This is a genomic window from Nisaea acidiphila, assembly GCF_024662015.1.
GTDB lineage: Bacteria > Pseudomonadota > Alphaproteobacteria > Thalassobaculales > Thalassobaculaceae > Nisaea > Nisaea acidiphila.
Window position 1 is genome coordinate 2290402 of record NZ_CP102480.1, and the last position, 20216, is coordinate 2310617.

Below are 20216 nucleotides of genomic sequence, written 5' to 3' on the forward strand. Positions count from 1 at the left end.
GCTCCCGTCAGCCTGTGACAGTCAAACCCCGCCTTACGACGAGGTGCTGGCCTGCTGGACCGATTCCAGGCTCCGCGCGACTTCCTTCACCTCGAAGCACTCGATGAAGTCGCCGACCTGGATATCGTTGTAGTTCTCGAACGCCGCGCCGCACTCGTAGCCTTCGCGGACTTCCTTGACCTCGTCCTTGAAGCGCTTGAGCGTCTTCAGCGTGCCCTCGTGGATCACGACGTTGTCGCGCAGCAGGCGCACCTTGGCCGCACGGCGGAGCATGCCTTCGGTGACCATGCAGCCGCCGACCTTGCCGACCTTCGTGATGTTGAAGACCTCGCGGATCTCGGCATTGCCGAGGAATTCTTCCTTGAGATCCGGCGACAGCATGCCGGTGAGCGCCGCTTTGATGTCGTCGATCAGCTCGTAGATGATCGAGTAGTAGCGGATCTCGAGACCTTCCTGCTGTGCCATGTCCCGCGCCTGCGGAACCGCACGGACGTTGAAGCCCAGAACAAGGGCGCCCGAGGCCTTGGCAAGGGTAATGTCGGACTCGCTGATGGCGCCGACCGCGCCATGCAGGATGCGCACCGCGACCTGATCGTTCGAAAGCTTCTCCAGCGTGGTCCGGATGGCTTCGAGCGAGCCGTGCACGTCGGTCTTGATGACCACCGGCAGTTCCTCGGCCTGACCCGCCGCAATCGCGGACAGCATCTGCTCGACGGAACCGCGCGCGCCGGCGACGGCCGACTTCTCGCGCAGCACCCGCTGACGATACTCGGCGATCTCACGTGCCTGCGACTCGGATTCGACCACACCGAACTCATCGCCGGCAACCGGCGTACCTTGCAGGCCGAGAACCTCGACCGGCGTGCTCGGGCCGGCAGACTTCACGCGCTGGCCGCGATCGTCGAGCAGCGCCCGGACGCGGCCCCATTCGGCGCCGGCAACGAAGATGTCGCCGACATTGAGGGTACCCTTGGTGACGAGAACGGTCGCGACGGAACCGCGTCCCTTCTCCATCTTCGCCTCGACCACGGCACCTTCGGCACGACGGTCCGGATTGGCCTTAACCTCGAGCAGTTCGGCCTGCAGGAGGATGGCTTCCTCCAGCTTGTCGAGACCCTGCTGGGTTTTTGCCGAAACCTCGACCGAGAGCACGTCACCGCTCATTTCCTCGACGACGATCTCATGCTGCAACAGCTCGGTGCGGACCCGGTTCGGGTCGGCGTCCGGCAGATCGCACTTGTTGATCGCGACGATGATCGGGCAGCCCGCCGCCTTGGCGTGGCGGATGGCCTCGACCGTTTGCGCCATGATGCCATCATCGGCGGCCACGACGAGGACGACGATGTCGGTGACGTTCGCGCCGCGCGCGCGCATCTCGGTAAAGGCCTCGTGGCCCGGCGTATCGAGGAAGGTGATCCTCGCACCGGACGGCACCTTCACCTGATAGGCGCCGATATGCTGAGTAATGCCGCCCGCCTCGCCGGCCGCAACGTCGGAACGGCGCAGCGCGTCGAGCAGGGAGGTCTTGCCGTGATCGACGTGACCCATGACGGTCACGACCGGCGCCCGCGGCTTCAGGTCCTCAGGCGAGTCTTCCTTGCCCTGGAGCTGCAGTTCGACGTCGGATTCGGAGACTCGCTTGGACTTGTGGCCGAATTCGGCCACCACCAGTTCGGCGGTGTCGCTGTCGATGGACTGCGTGATGGTCGCCATCATGCCCATTTTCATGAGCGACTTGATGACGTCACCGGCACGCTCGGCCATACGATTGGCCAGTTCCTGCACGGTGATCGCGTCCGGGATGACGACTTCGCGGACTTGCTTGACCTGCTCGCCGTTCTCCTCGCGCATCCGCTGCTTCTCGCGCTCACGGGCGCGACGCACGGAAGCGAGACTGCGGGAACGTTCGCCGCCGCGATCGTCCAGTGCCTGGGAAACGGTCAGCTTGCCGGACCGGCGGCGCTGTTCGCCACGACGGGCCGGGGCCGGGGCCGGACGGCGATCCGCGCCGCCACCGCCGCCACCACCGCGGCGCTTGCCGCGCCGGGCATCGGCATCCTCTTCCGGAGCGGGCCCACCCGCATCCGGGGCCGCCGCGGGTTGCGGGCGCGCTTCGGCGGCGCGGGTCGCGGCGCGCTCAGCCTGGGCTTTCGCTTCACGGGCAGCCGCTTCCTCGGCGAGACGGGCCGCTTCTTCCTCGCGCTGCTTGCCTTCGGCGTCGGCAATCTTGCGCATTTCCTCGAGTTCGGCCTGACGGCGATCGACCGGTTCCGGCGCAGGTTCGGGTTCGGGCTGCGGCACGGCTTCGGCCGGCGTCTCGGCGACCGTCGGCGCGGCCTGTTCCTCGGAACGCGCGGCTTCCTGCTGCTTCAGGCCCTCTTTCAGTGCCCGGGTGCGGCGTTCCCGCTCCTCCGCGCTCAGGCCTCCGGAATCACCGGCCCCGCCAGGACCGCCAGGACCGCCGACGCGTTTGCGCCGCCGTTCCACCTGAACAGTCTTGGAACGGCCATGGGAAAAGCTCTGCTTCACCGAGTCTTTGTCGACGGATTTTCCGAGGGAAAGTTTCCCCCGTCCGGACAGGCTCAGTTTCTTGCGATCAGTGTCGTTGCTCGTTGTCATTATCGGTCGCGCGTCTTTTCCGTAATACCGGGCAGGGGCCTCAATACACCCCTAGCCGTTGTTTTCCAAGCCGAGTCGAGAAATATCGCCCCGGAATCCCGCGAGTCGTGCAAATTCTCGCCTTAAACGGGCCGTCAGGCCCTTCGAATGGTCGCCTGCGACCAGGATGGCCGCATGCACTGTTTGTTCGCGGTCGAACGCCGCTCCCAGCTCGGAGCGGGTCAGCAGCGCCGCCGACGGCAGGCCGTCCGAGAGCCGCCGCAGCTTCTCCCGCGCCTCCTCGGCGCCGTCGGCCGCTTCAAGCAGAAGGATGGCCTTGTGATGACGAAGCGCATCCTCGACTTTGGCATGGCCGGCAATGGCCGCACCGGCCCTGCGCGCCAGACCGATCAGCGACTGGATCGAGGCCACCAACATGGCTTCGATCGCCTCGACCAGATCGTCCCGGACCGTAACCTTCTGCTTCGCAGCCCGCGAAAAGGCCCGTTTCCGGCTTGCCTCGGCAAGGGCGTCACGGCTTGCCGAAACCCAGAGGCCCCGGCCCGGCAGCTTCTCGGAAAGGTCCGGGACCACCGCGCCGTCAGGCCCGATGACAAACCGGATCATGTTCTCCGCATCGCCGCTTTCGCCGGTGGCAATGCACCGGCGATCGCCGCGTCCGCTGCTATCCTCTAGAGCGGCACGCTCATGTGGCCGGGGTCTCGTCATGAGCCTCCCCAGCTTCGGCATCGGCGTCGGCCGCGCCGTCTTCGGACTCCTCGTCCTCGAACCAGTGCGCCCGGGCCGCCATGATAACGTCGTTTGCCGTATTCTGGTCGAGACCCGCGTCCGGCAGCATCTCGATCAACTCGTCACCGGCCAGATCGGCCAGATCGTCGAGCGTCTTCACGCCCTGCTCAGCCAGCGCCACGATATTGGCGAGCGCAAGGCCCTCGAAAGCCAGCAGGTCTTCGGCCACGCAGAGCTCGGCGCTGCGATCCTGCAGACGGTTGCGCTCGGCCTCCGCAAAAGCCAGCGCGCGGTTCTGCAGTTCCTCGGCGATGTCGGCATCGAAGCCTTCGATCCCCATGAGGTCCTCAAGCGGCGAATAGGCGATCTCGTCGACCGACGTGAAGCCTTCCGCAACCAGCAGATGCGCAATCACATCGTCGATATCGAGGGAGTCGATGAAGGTCTTCGACCGGGTCTTGAACTCTTCCTGACGGCGCTCGGATTCCTCGGCCTCGGTCAGGATGTCGATATCCCAGCCGGTGAGGATCGAGGCGAGCCGCACATTCTGACCGCGGCGCCCGATGGCGAGGCTGAGCTGATCGTCCGGCACCACGACTTCGATGCGGCGCTGCTCCTCGTCCAGAACCACCTTGCTGACCTCGGCCGGGGCCAGACCGTTGACCACGAAGGTCGCCGGATCGTCAGACCAGGGAATGATGTCGATCTTTTCGCCCTGCAGTTCGCCGACCACGGCCTGCACGCGCGAGCCGCGCATGCCGACGCAGGCGCCGACCGGATCGATGCTGCCGTCATAGGAGATCACCGCGATCTTCGCGCGGCTGCCCGGATCGCGGGCAACCGACTTGATCTCAATGATGCCGTCGTAGATCTCCGGCACTTCCTGCTTGAACAGGTTGGCCATGAATTGCGGATGGGTGCGGGAAAGGAAGATCTGCGGGCCCCGCGGTTCCTCGCGCACATCGTAGATATAGGCGCGGACACGGTCGCCGTTGCGGAAACTTTCCCGCGGCAGCAACTCGTCGCGCCGCAGCACCGCCTCGGCCCGGCCGAGATCGATGGTGACATTGCCGAACTCGACGCGCTTGACGATGCCGTTGACGATCTCGCCGACGCGGTCCTTGAATTCTTCGTACTGGCGGGCCCGCTCGGCCTCTCGCACCTTCTGCACGATCACCTGCTTGGCGGTCTGCGCGGCGATACGGCCGAAATCGATCGGTGGCAGAGGGTCGACGATGAGATCGCCGACCTTCAGCGCCGGATCCCGCTTCTGCGCGGCGGCGGCCGTGATCTGGGTCATCTCGTCCTCGACCTCGTCGACCACCTCGGTCACGCGGACCAGTTCGATGGCGCCGCTGGTGCGATCGATATTGGCCCGGATATCGTGATCGTGGCCGTATTTGGAGCGGCCGGCTTTCTGAATCGCCTGCTCCATCGCCTCAAGGACCTCGTCGCGCTCGATGCCTTTTTCGCGCGCAACGACATCGGCGACTTGAATCAGTTCAAGCTTGGGTTGGGTTGCCGTTTCCATGGGTCGCGTCTTCTTGCCGTTACTTCCGTTTGCCCCTGACCGTCTCTCAGATCTCGCCGCGCTCGGCGGCGTCGATCAGAGCATCGGTCAAAACCAGTTTCGCCGTGCGGACCGAAGCGAAGGGAAAGCTCAGCCGCTCCCCGTCCTGCTCGATCGCCACGGTTCCGTCATCCGCGGCCCCGAGCACTTCGCCCCGGAACCGCTTGCGCCCGTCCACCGCAACCTCGAGCTCGATCTTGGCCTCGAAGCCGGCGAACCGGTTGTAATCCTCGGGCCGCACCAGCGGCCGGTCGATGCCGGGCGAACTGACCTCCAGATTGTATTCCCCGGAGATCGGGTCCTCGACATCGAGGATCAGCGAGATGGCGCGGCTGATATCGGCGCAGTCATCGACCGTCATCTGGTTCCGGTCGGTGCGCTCGGCCATGATCTGCAGGACCGCCCTCTTCCCGCCGGTGAAACTCACCCGGACGAGGTCGTATCCCATCGACTCGATCGAAGGGCCAATCATCGCGGCAATCCGCTCGGTCAGCTGCTGCGTCACCCGTGTCCTCTAATGGTCCGTCCGGCCGGGGCCGGACGATTTACCCCTCGGAAAACACAAAAAAAAAGTGGGCCGTTGGCCCACCCTATCAGCGTTACCGATTGGGTCATGTAATGGAGAAATCAATATAGCGGAGTGCGCGGATGCTTCAAGAAAATTCGATCAACCGCCGGTATCGAGACGCTCGAACCGCATGAAGGCCGGTTGCCGTCCCTGCGCGCGCGCTTTCGCTTCGTAGCGTGTCTCCGGCCAATCTTCCGGCCGCAGCCGCCAGTCCTGCGGTCCCCGGGCAAGCCAACGGAAACCACGGTGCGCGGTCGCCCGCGCCAGCATCCAGCGCAAATAACCCATGTCGTCTGTCGCCAGTCTCAGCTCCCCGCCCGGTTTCAGCAGGCGATGGAAGTCGGCGATCGTCCCGTGCTGGATGATGCGGCGCGGATGGTGGCGCTTTTTCGGCCAGGGATCGGCGAAAAGTACAGCAATCCGGTCAAGACAGCCGTCCGGCAGAACCGCAAGCAGGTCGCGCACATCGTCCGGATAGATCCGGACATTCGAAAGGCCGCGGTCCTCGCAATGTCGGAGCAGGCTCGCCACACCGTTCATGAAGGGTTCCGAGCCGATAAAACCAACATCCGGGTTGGCCTCGGCCTGGGCCGCGAGGTGTTCGCCGCCGCCGAAGCCGATCTCGAGCCAGATCCCCCGCGTTTCCGGCGGAAACAATGTCCGGGGATCAAGCATCGCGTCCGGCGTGCCCGGCAGCTCCACAAGGAGCTCCGGAAGGCGCTCCTCCAGAAGCGCTTCCATACCCGCGCGCAAGCGCCGACCGCGCCTTCTGCCATAGAAGACGCGGTCGCGCTGTACGATGTCTTTCGGAATGTCCTTGCCCGGGGGCACGGTTCAGTCCCGTCCTCGTTTGCCGTTAAGCGAAAGCGCTCTTCAGCTCGTCGACGAGATCGAGCTTTTCCCAGGTGAAGTGCCCGTCCCCACCATCCTCGCGGCCGAAATGGCCATAGGCCGAGGTCGGCCTGTAGATCGGGTTGCTGAGCGCGAGCCGCTCGCGGATACCGCGCGGCGAGAGATCGACCATCTCGCGGATGACGGAGGCCAGTTTCGCCTCGTCCACCTTGCCGGTGTTATAGGTCTCGAAATAGATCGAGAGCGGGTGCGACACGCCGATGGCATAGGACACCTGGATGGTGCATTTGTCGGCAAGACCGGCCGCGACGACGTTCTTCGAAACCCAGCGCGCGGCATAGGCCGCCGAGCGGTCGACCTTGGTCGGATCCTTGCCGGAGAACGCACCGCCGCCATGCGGCGCGGCGCCGCCATAAGTGTCGACGATAATCTTGCGCCCGGTGAGGCCGGCATCGCCGACCGGACCGCCGATGACGAAGCGGCCGGTCGGGTTCACGTAGAAATGGTCCTCGGGGCACATCCAGCCTTCGGGGAGAACCTTCAGTACATGGCCCCGGACCAGCTCGCGGATCTCGTCCTGATCCATGTCTTCGTCATGCTGGGTCGAAACCACGACGGAGGTGGCGCGAACCGGCATGCCGTTCGCATATTGCAGCGTCACCTGGCTCTTGGAGTCGGGCCCGAAGCCTTTCTCGGCTCCGGACTTGCGCGCCTCGGCCATGGATTTCAGGATCTGGTGCGAGAAATGGATCGGCGCCGGCATCAGCGCGTCCGTCTCGCGGCAGGCATAGCCGAACATGATGCCCTGGTCGCCCGCGCCTTCGTCCTTGTTGCCGGCCGCGTCGACGCCCATCGCGATATCCGTCGACTGCTCGTGCAGCAGAACGTCGATATCAGCCGTCTTCCAGCTGAATCCTTCCTGATCGTAGCCGATGTCGCGGATCGCCTCGCGGGCGGACTCGACAATCGCATCCTTTGTGACTGATGCCGGTCCGCGGACCTCGCCGGCAAGGATGACCTTGTCGGTTGTGGCCAGCGTCTCACAAGCGACACGGCTTAACGGATCCGCTGCCAGGAACATGTCGACGACGGTGTCGGATATCCGGTCACAGACCTTGTCCGGATGTCCTTCGGAAACGGATTCGCTAGTGAATTCGTAGTCGGATTGAGTCAACGGGGGCTCTCCTAGAATATGAGTTGTGCTCATGCCGGCATCAAACGTACCCGTGAACGCCCGGCCCTTTTGAGGCCGCCGCGCATGAACTCTGTCCGGTGAATCTATCGAAGGCACCGAGAGGTAGGACTACCTGCCGCTTTTGCGAATCCCGGTCAAGCACAAACCGCCGACGGCACTATTCCGAGTCTTCGCCGTCGAAACTGTTTGCGATGGAGCGCATGAGGTCGAACAGCCGCCGGCGCGCCTCGGGGTCCGCAATCCGGTAATATGCACGCACAAGCTCAAGAGTCTCGCGCCGGTTCATCGGGTCGTCCGGCAGCTGGTATGCCTCGGGTTCCCGCTCTTTCTCGAAGAGACGGCCAGGGGACTGGTCCTGTACTTCCTCCGACATTTCCTCGAAGAAGAAGTTGACCGGAACCTCGAGCACCCGACTCAGATCGTACAGTCGGCTCGCGCCGATACGATTGGCCCCGCGCTCGTATTTTTGTACCTGCTGAAAGGTCAGGCCGAGCGCCTGGCCGAGCTTCTCCTGGCTAATCCCGAGAAGTGTGCGGCGCATGCGTACTCGGGATCCGACATGGACGTCGACCGGATTCGGTTTCCCCAGGCTGGCCATCCGCCCACCGGGGCGCCGTTTACTCGACGGTTGCTCCATGTTCCAAACCATTAATCTAAAATTGCGTTAAAACCAGTTACCCATACAAACGTATGCAGTCAACAGGAAAGCCTTACCGAAAAAAAGAAAAAAGAGCGCTAGACGGAGCGGCGCAGAAAAACAGCCAAAAGCGGCAGAAAGCCGAGAAGTATCGCGGTGGAATTACGGACGCGCGCATAGGGCGTTTTACTCGGCAGGGCCGCCGGCAACGAACTGTCGATCGTACCGGTTTCCTCAAGAGGCAAAGAGACCCTGATGCGGCCATAGGCGTCGATCACAGCGGAGATGCCGGTATTCGCCGCCCGGATCACAGGAATGCCCTCTTCCACCGCTCGCATACGCGCGGCGGCCAGATGCTGGTAAGGCCCTGAACTGGCGCCGAACCAGGCATCGTTCGTCACATTGACCAGCAGTTCCGGCCGCGGTCCGCCCGATGCCGTGACGGCCCCGGGAAAGATCACCTCGTAACAGATCAGGGCACCGATCCGCGGCAGCCCGGGATATGCGAAACTTCCCGGCCCGGTCCCGGCCGTGAAGCCGCTTCCGGTCCTCACCACAGGACCGAGCGGCAACCATTCGCTGAAAGGGACGTATTCCCCAAAAGGTACTAGGTGAAATTTATCGTGCCTCGCGGCCATCGCCCCGGCAGGATCCAGACTAACAACCGCATTGAAATTGCGGGATTTATTCGCATCGCCACCGACCGGTTCGCGCAACGGCGCCCCGGTCATCAGCAAGCCGCCAGGCACGCGAAGCAGCGAACCGAGATAAGCGGCGAGTTCAGGCTCGCGGTTGAGCGCGTAGGGCACCGCGGTCTCGGGCCAGACGACGAGGCGCGGCGGGGGCAATTCCGCTATTCCCGCCGGCATTGCATCCGCCCGGCCGAGACGAGTCAGCATCGCATATTTCGCGAGATGCCCCCGGAGCATATCCGGTTTCCATTTGTCCCTCTGCGGAACATTTCCCTGCACGACGCGAACCGTCGGCGCCGACGCATCCGGTTCCGATGCGCTATCGAGCCGCCACACGCCGTAGCCGGCAAACACCACGGGCAGCAAAAGGCAGCCGGCGCCGACCCACCGTTCGGTGCGGCCGCTGCCTCGGCGCAGTAGCATCAGAGGCGAGAATGCGAACAACAAAACGAAAAAACCGTATCCGTAGGCACCGAACAGCGCCAACGGCTGCATCAGGGCATCGGAAAAGGTCCAGGCCGACGCCGGCAAATTCCAGGGAAATCCGGTCGCGACAGTTCCACGCAATATCTCTGCAAGGCTCCAGGCGCCGGCGAACGCCGGTGCGCGGAGCCAGCCGCGCGGCTGGAGACGGAAATACAGCAGTGCCGCGAGACCGCCATAAAGCGCCAGTCCTGCCGGAAGACCGGCTGCCGCGAAAGGTACCGCCCACGCAAACCTGTCGCCATCGACCAAGAGCGCGTTGGAGATCCAGTAGAGCCCCGCGACATGGTGACCGAACGCGAAAGCCCAGCCCGTCGCGAAGGCTCCGCCCCAACTCTGCCGCCGCTCGACCGAAAGCATCAGGGGCGCAAACGCAAAAATCGCGGGAAGCAGTCCGAACGGCGGCAGCGCGAGCGCGGCGACGGCGCCCGACGCCGCCATGACCGCCAGATTGCGAATCCCGGTCAGGGCCGCCAGCCGGTTTATGCTTGTCCGGGCGCCCGCGCCCAGCCGGGCGGCGGCCGCCGCCGTGCTCACGAAGCGGCCTCGGGCAATTGCGATCCGTCCGGCTGCACCCGGTGGATCCGGATGCGCTTGATCCTGCGCGAATCCCCTTCAAGCACTTCGAATTCGAGGCCCGCAGGGTGGGTCAGCAGCTCGCCGCGGGCGGCGACCCGTCCGGCCAGCGAAAAGACCAGGCCGCCGAGCGTGTCGATCTCCTCGCGCTCCTCCTCGTCCAGCACCTCGCCGAAAAGCTCTTCGAACTCCTCGATCTCGGCGCGCGCGTCGGCAATGGCTGTATCCGGGCCGACCATGACGATCTTCGGTCCCTCGTCCACGTCGTGTTCGTCAACGATATCGCCGACGATTTCCTCGACCAGGTCCTCGATCGTGATCAGGCCGTCGACCCCGCCGAACTCGTCCACGACGAGCGCCAGGTGACGCCGGGTCAGCCGCATCTCCTGCAACAGATCCATCGCGCGGATCGAGGGCGAGACGAACAGCACCTCGCGCAGCAGAGAGCTGAGCGGAACGTCCTTTCCGGCATGGATATGGGCGAGCACATCCTTCATATGGACCATGCCCACGACGTCATCGAGGGTTTCGCGATAGACCGGCACGCGGCTATGCGCATCCTTCACCATGTCCGATACGAGATCGTTCAACGAAGTATCGATCGCGACGCCGGTGATATCGGCCCGGGGCACCATGACGTCGCGCGCGGTGATGTCGCGGAGGCCGAGGATGTTCCGGATCAGCGCCCGCTCATGCGGATCGATGGCGAGGTCCTCGCCGGGTTTGCCCGCGCCGTCGACCTCGATCAGTTCTTCCAGCGCGTCGCGCACCGACGCGCCGCCGTTCCGTTTGATCTTGAAAGCTTTCATGATCTGCTTCAGCGGCCCCCAGGACGGATCGCGCCGCTCCGGCGCATCGACGGGCTCGACCGCGGGAACCGCCGCTTCCTCAGCCGCCGCCTGACGGTTCTCCGAATTGGCGCTCATCGAACCGGCTCCACGATGGGGCTGTAGGGGTCACGGATACCGAAAGCGGCAAGGATCTCGATCTCGCGCCCTTCCATTGCCGAGGCCTCTTCGTCGGTCTCGTGATCAAAGCCGAGAAGATGCAGAACGCCGTGCACGACAAGATGTCTCAGATGGGAATCCAGCGTCTTGCCGTCCCGTTCCGCTTCCATGGCGACCGTTTCGAAGGCGAGTATCACGTCGCCCAGCATATCGGTCCCGCCAACACCGGATGCAAGTCCGGAGGGAAAGGACAGCACGTTGGTCGGCTTGTCCTTTCCACGGAAATCCCGGTTGAGGTCCCGGACATCCGCATCGGAGGAAAGGACGATACTGACTTCCGTCGGCCTTTGAGGCTTGCCGATCGCGGCGGCCGCGCTGGACACGCAGATCGCCTCGGCATCGGGCAGCGCCTCGGTCCAGGCCGGGTTCGGCACGGCGACGGCAATATCTAGATGAGAGTCCGGTTGCTCCGGGTCCTCCGGCGGATCCTGTTCAGCCACAGCGCTGAAGCGACTACTTCCTGGCTCCGATTCGTCGGGCACGCGCGGATACTCCTCTGTTGCACCTAATCCTTCGCCCCATCGTCGAGACGGGCGGATTCACGATCATTGTAAGCATTGACGATTTTGGTCACCAGCGGGTGACGCACAACGTCGCGGGCGGAAAATTCGACGACACTGACGCCGGAGATCCGGCCGAGCACGCCCATGGCATCCACAAGACCGGATTTGGCGCCGAACGGCAGATCGATCTGCGAGGGATCGCCGGTGATCGCCATCTTCGAATTCTCCCCGAGACGAGTCAGGAACATCTTCATCTGCGTCGGCGTGGTGTTCTGCGCCTCGTCGAGAATGATGTAGGAGTTTGCCAGGGTCCGCCCGCGCATGAAGGCGAGCGGCGCGACCTCGATCTCGCCGGCCGCCAGACGTCGCTCGACCTGCTCGCCCGGCATCATATCGTAGAGCGCATCGTAGAGCGGGCGCAAATACGGGTCGACCTTGTCCTTCATGTCGCCAGGCAGGAAGCCGAGCCGTTCTCCGGCCTCGACCGCCGGCCGCGACAGGATCAGACGCTCGACCTTGCGCTCCATCAACATGGAGACCGCCATGGCGACAGCGAGATAGGTCTTGCCCGTACCCGCCGGACCCAGGCCGAGAACTAGCTCGTCCTGGGACAGCGCCTGGATATAGCGATGCTGGTTCGGCGAACGCGGCTGAATCGCCCGTTTCCAGGTCGGAACGAAGGCCGAGCGGTCGTTGAACCCGCTGCTGCCGTTGGCGACGCCGTCCTCGCTCTGGGCCCACTTCACCGCCGCGTCGACCGTGCCGATATCGAGAGCCTTGAGTTTCTTGCCGGCATCCCGGTCGCCCTCGAGGCGTCGGTAGAGCGAGGTCAGGGCCGACTGAGCCTTGGTCGCCGCGTCCGCATCGCCCTCGATCGTGACCTTGTTCCCGAAACAGGAGAGCGAGACCTGGAGCTTCTGCTCGAGACGGGCGAGGTTCCGGTCGTGGTCGCCGAGCAGAGCCGGCAAGAGATCGTGATCGGCGAATTCCAGCTGGATGACGTCGGTAGCCTCGGTCGTGATGCTCAAGCAATCGCCCTTTCATGCTCAGGGTTGCGTGACGTGCGGTCCGGAACGCCGTCCCATTCGCCGGTGACCGCCATTCCGGCAAGGGAGTTTGCGTGCCCGGATTCGATCCGAACGTCGACGATCTTGCCGACGAGCCGGTCGGGGCCGGGAAAGTGAACCGCCTGCATATAGGGGCCGCGGCCGACAAGCTGGCCGTCTTTCTGCCCGGTACGCTCGACCAGAACCGGCTGCACCGCGCCGACGGACGCCGCATTGAAAGCGAGCTGCTGCGCGTTCAGAAGCTGCTGCAGGGTTTCCAGTCGGTCTGACTTCACGGCTTCATCGACTTGCAGGTCCGTCCCCGCCGCCGGCGTGCCCGGCCGGGGGCTGTATTTGAAGGAATAGGCCTGAGCGTAACCGACTTGCGTTACAAGTTTGAGCGTGGCGGCGAAGTCCTCGTCGCTTTCGCCCGGGTGACCCACGATGAAGTCGGAGGAGAGCGCCAGATCGGGGCGCGCCTCGCGCAGCCGATCGATGACGCGGAGATAGGCCGCCGCATCGTGCTTGCGGTTCATCGCCTGCAACACCCTGTCCGAGCCGGACTGCACCGGCAGATGCAGGTACGGCATCAGTTGCGGCACGTCGCGATGCGCCGCGACAAGCTCCTCGTCAACATCGTTCGGATGCGAGGTCGTGTAGCGTATGCGCTCCAGACCGTCGATCTCCGCCAGTTCGCGGATCAGCCGTCCGAGCCCCCATTCGCCGCCAGCCGCCTCGCCATGATAGGCATTCACATTCTGCCCGAGCAGGGTGAGTTCCGCGGTTCCTGAGGCGACCAGGCGGCGCGCCTCGGCGAGAACCTGCGCCACCGGCCGGGAAAACTCGGCACCGCGGGTATAGGGCACGACGCAGAAGCTGCAGAATTTGTCGCAGCCTTCCTGGATCGAGAGAAACGCCGCCGCGCTGCTGGCATGACGCTCTTCCGGCAGAAAATCGAACTTGCTTTCGACGGGGAAGTCGGTGTCGACGACTCCGGCCCCCCGTGTGCCCCGCCCGCCGCTCGCGGCTTGACGTTCGACCGCCTTCTGTTCCGCCTCGCGTACCAGTTCCGGCAAGCGGTGATAGGTCTGTGGCCCGAAGACGAGATCGACGAAAGGCGCGCGGCGCACGATTTCCTCGCCCTCGGCCTGCGCGACGCAACCGGCGACGGCGATCAGCAGAGGCTTGCCTTCTGCGGCACGGGCCTCCTTCTCCCGGCGAATCCGGCCAAGCTCCGAGAAAACCTTCTCGGTCGCCTTCTCTCGGATGTGGCAGGTATTGAGAATCACCATGTCCACGTCGTCGGGCGTGGTCACCGGGTCGTATCCGAGGGAGACGAGGCTGTCCGTCATACGCTCACTGTCGTAGACGTTCATCTGGCAGCCATAGGTCTTGATAAAGAGTTTCTTGCTCACGCGCGCTCAGCCTTGCCGTCCTGAGGACAGCCGAATTTCAGGGAAACGGCCGCACCAATACGCCGTGTGAAACTGAAATTCCAGCGTGCGTTTTCTCTCATCAAGGAAATGCTAACACCGGGCGGCGCGCAGTCAAGCCGCTGAACCGTCCGGGCGGCAGGTCTTTTTCCCGGCAGAACGCGATCAGATCGTTGCCTCGTCGCGGCCGGAAAGCGCGCGCGAGACGCCACGGGAGACCGCGCGTTCGCAATGCGCAGCGAGTTCCTTGCGGTTGCCGAACTCGGCCGGGTCCAGCGGCGGATGAAACTCGACCTCGACGTCGACTCGGCCGAGCGCCAGCGCGTCCAACAGATGCGGGACCAGATCCATATCGCCGTACCAGGCATAGAAGGGGCGCAGGCCCCGGCCCATCGGCATCCCGTTCAACCGCGTATAGGTGATCGAAACCGGCTGCACCCGCAGCCCCTCGACCCGCTCTTCCGGATTTTTCGATTGGGTCGCGGCGAACATCGAACTCTTGAAGGGCAGGACGCGATTGCCGTCGTTGCTGGTGCCCTCGGGAAACAGCACCAGCCGGTCGCCGTCCGAGAGCCGGTCGCCAATCTCGTTCGCATGCACTTTCGAGCGGCCGCGACGGCGCTCGACGAAGACCGTGCGTTGCAGGATCGCGAGAAGGCCGAAACCGGGCCAGCCTTTCACCTCACTCTTTGCGATGAAGCTCGCCCTGAGCAGGCTGCCAAGCACGACGATGTCGAAGTAGGAGGCGTGATTGCTGGCATAGAGCACAGGCCCGTGGGTCAGCGGCCGCCCACGGGTCTTCACCCGGAAACCGAGCAGCCGGGCGCAGAGCCCGTGGTAGAACAGCGGCAGCGCCGATGCGCCCGGCGAGCGCAATGCAACGAACAGCACCTGCAACGGCAGCAGGGAGCAGGTCAGCAATCCGTAAAGCGCCAGACGGCGCCACAGCAGGGTGCGGGAGGGCGCGACCATGCCGGCCGCCTCAAGCGGTTCGGCACTCCGTTCCCAGGAACCGAGCAAACCGGGATCCGCGAGGAAATCCTCTTCGTTCAGATCCTCAAGCGCCCCCACGACGCTCATTGGATCGAGACTCCCCGCGCCTCGCGTTCGTAGTGCTTGTAATATTTGTCGGACACATTGCTGGTCTCGACGATGACGCAGACGTCGGTCGTGTTGAACTGGTGATCGACCACGGCGCCATGCCCGACATAGCCGCCGAGACGGAGATAGCCCTTGATCAGCGGTGGCAGCGCGGCCGCTGTGCGGCGCAGATCGATCTCCTCAACCGGCATCCGGTCCATCTCGAGATAGCGCTCAGGAAGCGCCGTCGCGCGGATCCGCTCCGGCGCGAGATGCTGGTGATACAGGTAGGCGAGCTGGGTTCGAAGAGCCTCGGCATCGTTCCCCGGCAGGCTGGCGCAGCCGAACATCAGGGAAATGTCGTTCTGGAAGACGTAAGCCGCGATGCCTTTCCAGAGCAGCTGCATGGTCGGGCGGGTGCGATATCCGGCGGCGGTGCAGGAGCGGCCGAGTTCCAGGATCTCGCCGGGCTGGGCCACGAGCCTGGAAATGTCGAACTCGTCTGCGGTGTAGAAACCGCCTGCGGTCCCGGCCGCGGAACGGCGGATCAGGCGGTAGGTACCGACCACGGCTTCCGGCCCGTCGCCGAGCTGGTGATCGAGCACGAGGAGATGGTCGGCGACATCGTCGAATGAGTCCTCGTCAAGGCGGCTGTCGCGCGCCGCCGGCGACGGGGTGGCGCCCATCTCGTCGTAGAAGACACGGTAACGAAGCTGTTTGGCCGCGAGGACGTCTTCCGGGCCCGCGGCGAGCCGGACTTCCAGGGTTCCCGAAACCAGCGGCTGATCGCCCAGCCGGTCGGAACCGGCGACGGAAACAGGTGCCTGTTCGGAAAGTGCCGTGCGTGTCGGAATAGAGAATCCCATGATATGTCGCATCCCTGTTTGTCGGGGGCCGCAGGCTGACGGACCGCCGGAGACGGCCTTAGCCGTTATTCTCAGGTCCGATATGGGTACGCGCTTTGCCGCCGCTAGAGAATTCGCTTGGGCAGGGGCGCGGATCGAGTACCGGGCAGACATCCTTCGACCCCATCCGGTGCCCGCTTATACCGAGATAACCATGACATTTTTCACACATTCGCATGACAGTCTGGTTGCAGTCGAAACCCGCATGAATCCGGGGGACTCGGTCGAATCGGCCTTTGCACCGGTGAGAAGACCGTCAGTTGTCCAAGAATAGCTGCATCAATATGGCATCGGCATGGCTGCCATCGCCCGATTTGTAATAGTTCCGCCGCCGGTCGAAAGGTGTCATGCCGAGGCTCTCGTAGAGCGAGATCGCCGAGCGGTTACCGTCCTGCACCTCCAGAACGAGTCGTTCCGCGCCCGATTCGCGGGCGGCGTGCACGGCCTGTTCCATTAACAGCCGGCCGATCCCCTGGCGGCGGTTTTCGGGCGCGACCGCAAGTGTGAGAATCTCCGAAAAATCGCCGAGAGTCCGAAATAGCACGAAGCCGGCAAACCGGGGCGTGCGGTCCGAGACGAGTGCCGCCGCGCCGTCAGTACCGGACACCGACAGCAGATCTTCGAGTGCCGGCCGGTTCCAGGGCCGCTCGAAGAGCGCGCCATGCAGATCCGCCGCCGCATCGAGATACCGCGCCAGCTCGAGATCCAGCGAATAGGAGGGGCCGGTCGTCATGCAGAACGCGGGCGCGTGACGTCCGGTGCCCGCAAATAGAGCGGCTCCGGCGCGCACTCGCCGCCGGTCTCCATGAGGAACAGGCCGATCGCGGCAACTTCCGCCGCATCGGGAACCGTCGCCGGGCTCCTCTCGCAGACATCGCCGAGCTGCGCCGCGACCTTTTCCGCCGCATCGCCCGCAAGAACAATCGGACAATCTCCGGTAAGGGACGCCAGCTTCTCGCCTAGCGCCTCCGGCGGCAGCGCGCCCGGACCGCCCATGGCGGCACCGTTCGCGCCGTAGAGCTGGAAGAAGAGTTCGGCCCGGCGGCTTTCGAGAATGACGGCGAGATGCTTTCCGGCGGCGGCGCCGGAAGCCTGCGCCGCGCGCGCCACCGCGTCGAACCCGGTAATACCGAGGACCGGGACAGAGAGCGCCTGGCCAAGCCCCTTGGCAAAGGCGAGACCGATTCGGACTCCCGTGAAGGAACCCGGGCCGCGGCTGACCGCGACACCGTCAAGATCGCCGAAATCGAGACCGGCTTCCTCGAAAACTTCCCCGGCCATCGGCGCGAGGCGCTCGGACTGTCCCCTCGTCATTTCTTCGCGGCGCACCGCCAAAAGTTCCGATTCGCGGCAGAGCGCGACCGAGCAGGCGCCGGTGCTGCTGTCGATGCCGAGAATTGTGCGGGGGCGAGACGCCATCTTAATTTCCGCCGCGAATTGCGTATGTTAGAGTGACAATGCGGCCTGAAAGTGCAAATTTTCCAGTCGCATCGCTGCCTGTAAACCACGTTGGCGGACGACAGCAAAGGAATATAGCGTCTATGCCGAGTTGTACGCACTTTCGCCGACCGCGTCCGTTGGGTTTCTTCCGGAGCGGACCGGCCCGCACATTTTTGACCGCTTTCTGTCTGGCGCTCGCGGGCGTCTCCGCCCTGATGCCCGGACCCCTCGCCGCGCAGGAGGTCTCGGGCGCGGTGGTCACCATGTATCACCGTTTCGGCGAGAACGATTTCCCGTCGACGAATATCCGGATCGAGCAGTTCGAGGAGCATATCGAGGAGCTCAAGAAAGAGCGCTATCATGTTCTGCCCCTGCCGAAGATCGTCGAGGCGCTGAAAACCGGCCTGCCGCTCGCCGACCGGACCATCGCGATCACGGTCGACGACGCCTATCTCTCGGTCTATGAGCACGCTTGGCCGCGCCTGAAAGCGTCCGGGCTGCCATTCACGCTGTTCGTTGCCACCGGAGCGATCGACCGCCAGGTCAAAGGCTATATGAGCTGGGACCAGATCCGGGAGCTGCGCGACGGCGGCGTCACGATCGGCAGCCAGACCAAATCCCACCCGCACATGACCACGCTGGGCAAACTCGCCCTCGACCGCGAGCTCGCGGAATCGAACCAGCGCTTCGTGGATGAGCTCGGTGCAAAGCCTGAGCTGTTCGCCTATCCCTATGGCGAATACAGCCTTCTGGTACGGAAATCGGTCGCCGACGTCGGGTTCGGCGCTGCGTTCGGCCAGCATTCCGGTGTCGCCTATACCGGAATGGATCATTTCACTTTGCCACGCTTTGCCCTGAACGAGCGCTATGGCGGGATCGACAGATTCAGGCTGATCGCGAATGCGCTGCCCCTGCCGGTGACCGACGTCCTGCCGGAGGACACGTTGCTTACCGAAAACCCGCCGGCTTTCGGCTTCACGCTGGACGCCTCCGTCGGCAGCCCGAAGAGCCTCTCCTGCTTTGCCTCGAGCGAGGGCGAGACCCATCTCGAATATCTCGAGCAACGGGTCGAGGTCCGGTTGAAGCAGCCGTTCCCGCAGGGCCGGTCCCGCATCAACTGCACGATGCCGGGGCCGGACAATCGCTGGCGCTGGTTCGGAACCCAGTTCGTCGTCCCGTAAGGGACGGCGGGCGGACGCCGGATCAGCCGGAGATCAGCTGCTGCGCTTCGCTGCGGTGACGATCTTGCGCTCTAGCAGAGCGCCGTCCAATTCCGCCAGCCGGTTTTTTTCGATCACGGTCCGCAGAATCTCGACATAGCGATCGCCGATTTCGGCATAGGCCGTCAGGCCGCCCGCAAGCCGCTTGCCGTCCAGCGGACGGTCTGCGGCGCGCATCGACGCACGGCGATAGCGGAAATCGCGGTAGCTCGGATGAGTATTCAGGTTGTGGATATAGGACGCGACGGAACTCATCAGGCTGTCATACCTGCGCACGACGTGGCCTTCCTCGTCGGTCCGCTCTTTCGGCACGATGCCGTCATCGTCGCTCCAGGCGCGCTGCCCGAACAGGGCGTTGCCGTTGCGGGCGAAACGGGACGAGCCCCAGCCGCTTTTCACCGCCGCCTGGGCCAAAGCGAGAGAGACCGGCACGGTATCGACGCGGCGCATGAGTCCGTCCAGGAAAGCGCGGTCGACGCCATCTTCGGACAACTCGACTCCATAACGGTCGCCCAAATGCAGCAGCCAGTCCCGTTCGGAGTCATGCAGCGCAGCACCGTCCAGGGCACGGTCGCGCAGGCGCGCCAGTTTCACCCGGTCGCGCGCCACCCGGTCGTTGGCGCTCAGCACCAGCGGCAGCACGGTCGAGAAGAAGAGCTTTTTCTTGCGATCGACCTGATCGATGGAGCCGAGATCGTGCGGCAGGCTCGCGACATGGATCGCCGGGACCGGATCCGCGCCGCGGCGGATGTTTTTGAGATCGAATCCGACGGTCCCGAGTACAAGCTCAAGCGCTTGAGCGTTCGCGGGCTCGACAATCTGGATTTTCGCAGCAGGCACGGCAGGTGCCGCGCGCTGGACGGGGGCCGTGCTTTCGGGCTCCACCAATACAGATATCTGGGTCGCAAGAGCGGCCGCGCCGGCAACGAGCGCAGCCATATGAAATGACGGCATTTTCGAACGCTGAATTGTCATTGGGAACACCGCTGCCACATTCTGCCGACAGCGATGATACCGCTAGATATATGCATAGGAAATGGTCAGCTACCGCATTTCGCACATAGCTGGTATTCGATTTAGTGTTGCTTGGAATTTCTTACATTGCCGCGGCGCGGACTTCGCGGACCTCGGGGATGTAGTGCCGGAGCATGTTCTCGATACCCATCTTGAGGGTTGCGGTCGAACTCGGGCAGCCGGCGCAGGCGCCGCGCATGTAGAGCGTCACGATACCTTCGTCGAAACTCTCGAACACGATGTCGCCGCCATCCATCGCGACCGCGGGGCGGACGCGGGTGTCGAGCAGTTCCTTGATCTGCGAGACGACCTCGCTGTCCTCGCCGTCGGAATTGTGCCCGGCTTCGGCATCCTCGGTGACAACCGGCCGGCCGGCGGTGAAATGTTCCATGATGACGCCCAGCACCGCCGGCTTCATCAGATACCATTCCTTGTCGTCGCGCTTGGCCACGGTGATGAAATCGCCGCCGAAGAAGATCCCGGTCACGCCGTCCACGTCAAACAGACGTTCCGCGAGCGGCGACTTTCCGGCCGCTTCCTCTTCCGAACGGAATTCGGCGGTGCCGGTGCCCATGACGTCCCGTCCGGGCAGAAATTTCAGCGTCGCCGGGTTCGGCGTTTCTTCAGTCTGAATGAACATCCCATTC

The 20216-nt window shown here is 64.1% G+C and carries 19 protein-coding genes; 1 reads left to right on the forward strand and 18 read right to left on the reverse strand.

The window, feature by feature from the left end; all coding sequences use genetic code 11:
• Positions 1 to 33 precede the first annotated feature (33 nt).
• From infB to tsaB, 16 genes are all read right to left on the reverse strand, one after another.
• On the reverse strand, positions 34 to 2619 hold the full coding sequence (gene infB, locus NUH88_RS10525; RefSeq protein ID WP_257772000.1) for a translation initiation factor IF-2: 2586 nt from the start codon (positions 2617 to 2619) through the stop codon (positions 34 to 36).
• 51 nt (positions 2620 to 2670) lie between these two features.
• Positions 2671 to 3327 (reverse strand): RNA-binding protein, encoded by a 657-nt coding sequence (locus NUH88_RS10530; protein WP_257772002.1) that lies wholly within the window; start codon positions 3325 to 3327, stop codon positions 2671 to 2673.
• Positions 3305 to 4879, reverse strand: coding sequence for a transcription termination factor NusA (nusA, locus tag NUH88_RS10535; RefSeq protein ID WP_257772004.1), 1575 nt, complete (start codon positions 4877 to 4879; stop codon positions 3305 to 3307). Before nusA ends, NUH88_RS10530 begins: the two co-directional genes overlap by 23 nt.
• A 46-nt stretch (positions 4880 to 4925) precedes the next feature.
• Complete coding sequence (gene rimP / locus NUH88_RS10540) at positions 4926 to 5423, reverse strand: ribosome maturation factor RimP (protein ID WP_257772006.1); 498 nt, start codon at positions 5421 to 5423, stop codon at positions 4926 to 4928.
• Between the two features lie 162 nt (positions 5424 to 5585).
• Entirely contained in the window at positions 5586 to 6317 is a 732-nt protein-coding gene (gene trmB, locus NUH88_RS10545; RefSeq protein WP_257772008.1) for a tRNA (guanosine(46)-N7)-methyltransferase TrmB, read from the reverse strand.
• Positions 6318 to 6342: 25 nt separating this feature from the next.
• On the reverse strand, positions 6343 to 7512 hold the full coding sequence (gene metK, locus NUH88_RS10550; RefSeq protein WP_257772010.1) for a methionine adenosyltransferase: 1170 nt from the start codon (positions 7510 to 7512) through the stop codon (positions 6343 to 6345).
• A gap of 178 nt (positions 7513 to 7690) precedes the next feature.
• On the reverse strand, positions 7691 to 8074 hold the full coding sequence (locus NUH88_RS10555) for a helix-turn-helix domain-containing protein (protein WP_444329690.1): 384 nt from the start codon (positions 8072 to 8074) through the stop codon (positions 7691 to 7693).
• Between the two features lie 194 nt (positions 8075 to 8268).
• On the reverse strand, positions 8269 to 9882 hold the full coding sequence (gene lnt / locus NUH88_RS10560) for an apolipoprotein N-acyltransferase (protein WP_257772014.1): 1614 nt from the start codon (positions 9880 to 9882) through the stop codon (positions 8269 to 8271).
• Positions 9879 to 10847: a hemolysin family protein gene (locus tag NUH88_RS10565; RefSeq protein ID WP_308220096.1), complete on the reverse strand. Its 969-nt coding sequence runs from the start codon at positions 10845 to 10847 to the stop codon at positions 9879 to 9881. Before NUH88_RS10565 ends, lnt begins: the two co-directional genes overlap by 4 nt.
• Entirely contained in the window at positions 10844 to 11368 is a 525-nt protein-coding gene (ybeY, locus tag NUH88_RS10570; protein ID WP_257772184.1) for an rRNA maturation RNase YbeY, read from the reverse strand. The genes NUH88_RS10565 and ybeY overlap by 4 nt, the downstream gene beginning before the upstream one ends.
• A 65-nt stretch (positions 11369 to 11433) precedes the next feature.
• A complete protein-coding gene (locus tag NUH88_RS10575; RefSeq protein WP_257772016.1) occupies positions 11434 to 12459 on the reverse strand; it encodes a PhoH family protein in 1026 nt (341 codons plus the stop codon).
• Positions 12456 to 13892, reverse strand: a complete 1437-nt coding sequence (gene miaB, locus NUH88_RS10580; protein WP_257772018.1) for a tRNA (N6-isopentenyl adenosine(37)-C2)-methylthiotransferase MiaB — start codon at positions 13890 to 13892, stop codon at positions 12456 to 12458. Before miaB ends, NUH88_RS10575 begins: the two co-directional genes overlap by 4 nt.
• A gap of 183 nt (positions 13893 to 14075) precedes the next feature.
• Complete coding sequence (locus tag NUH88_RS10585) at positions 14076 to 14990, reverse strand: lysophospholipid acyltransferase family protein (protein ID WP_257772020.1); 915 nt, start codon at positions 14988 to 14990, stop codon at positions 14076 to 14078.
• Positions 14987 to 15856, reverse strand: a complete 870-nt coding sequence (locus NUH88_RS10590; RefSeq protein ID WP_257772022.1) for a GNAT family N-acetyltransferase — start codon at positions 15854 to 15856, stop codon at positions 14987 to 14989. The genes NUH88_RS10585 and NUH88_RS10590 overlap by 4 nt, the downstream gene beginning before the upstream one ends.
• Before the next feature lie 295 nt (positions 15857 to 16151).
• Complete coding sequence (rimI, locus tag NUH88_RS10595) at positions 16152 to 16628, reverse strand: ribosomal protein S18-alanine N-acetyltransferase (RefSeq protein ID WP_257772024.1); 477 nt, start codon at positions 16626 to 16628, stop codon at positions 16152 to 16154.
• Positions 16625 to 17314 (reverse strand): tRNA (adenosine(37)-N6)-threonylcarbamoyltransferase complex dimerization subunit type 1 TsaB, encoded by a 690-nt coding sequence (gene tsaB, locus NUH88_RS10600; RefSeq protein WP_257772026.1) that lies wholly within the window; start codon positions 17312 to 17314, stop codon positions 16625 to 16627. Before tsaB ends, rimI begins: the two co-directional genes overlap by 4 nt.
• Before the next feature lie 236 nt (positions 17315 to 17550).
• Between tsaB and NUH88_RS10605 the strand changes: the two genes are divergently transcribed.
• A complete protein-coding gene (locus NUH88_RS10605; protein WP_257772028.1) occupies positions 17551 to 18516 on the forward strand; it encodes a polysaccharide deacetylase family protein in 966 nt (321 codons plus the stop codon).
• A 33-nt stretch (positions 18517 to 18549) separates the two neighbouring features.
• Here the strand turns inward: NUH88_RS10605 and NUH88_RS10610 are convergent, their stop codons facing one another.
• A complete protein-coding gene (locus NUH88_RS10610; RefSeq protein ID WP_257772030.1) occupies positions 18550 to 19530 on the reverse strand; it encodes a glucosaminidase domain-containing protein in 981 nt (326 codons plus the stop codon).
• A 121-nt stretch (positions 19531 to 19651) separates the two neighbouring features.
• Positions 19652 to 20209, reverse strand: a complete 558-nt coding sequence (locus tag NUH88_RS10615) for a NifU family protein (protein WP_257772032.1) — start codon at positions 20207 to 20209, stop codon at positions 19652 to 19654.
• Positions 20210 to 20216 lie beyond the last annotated feature (7 nt).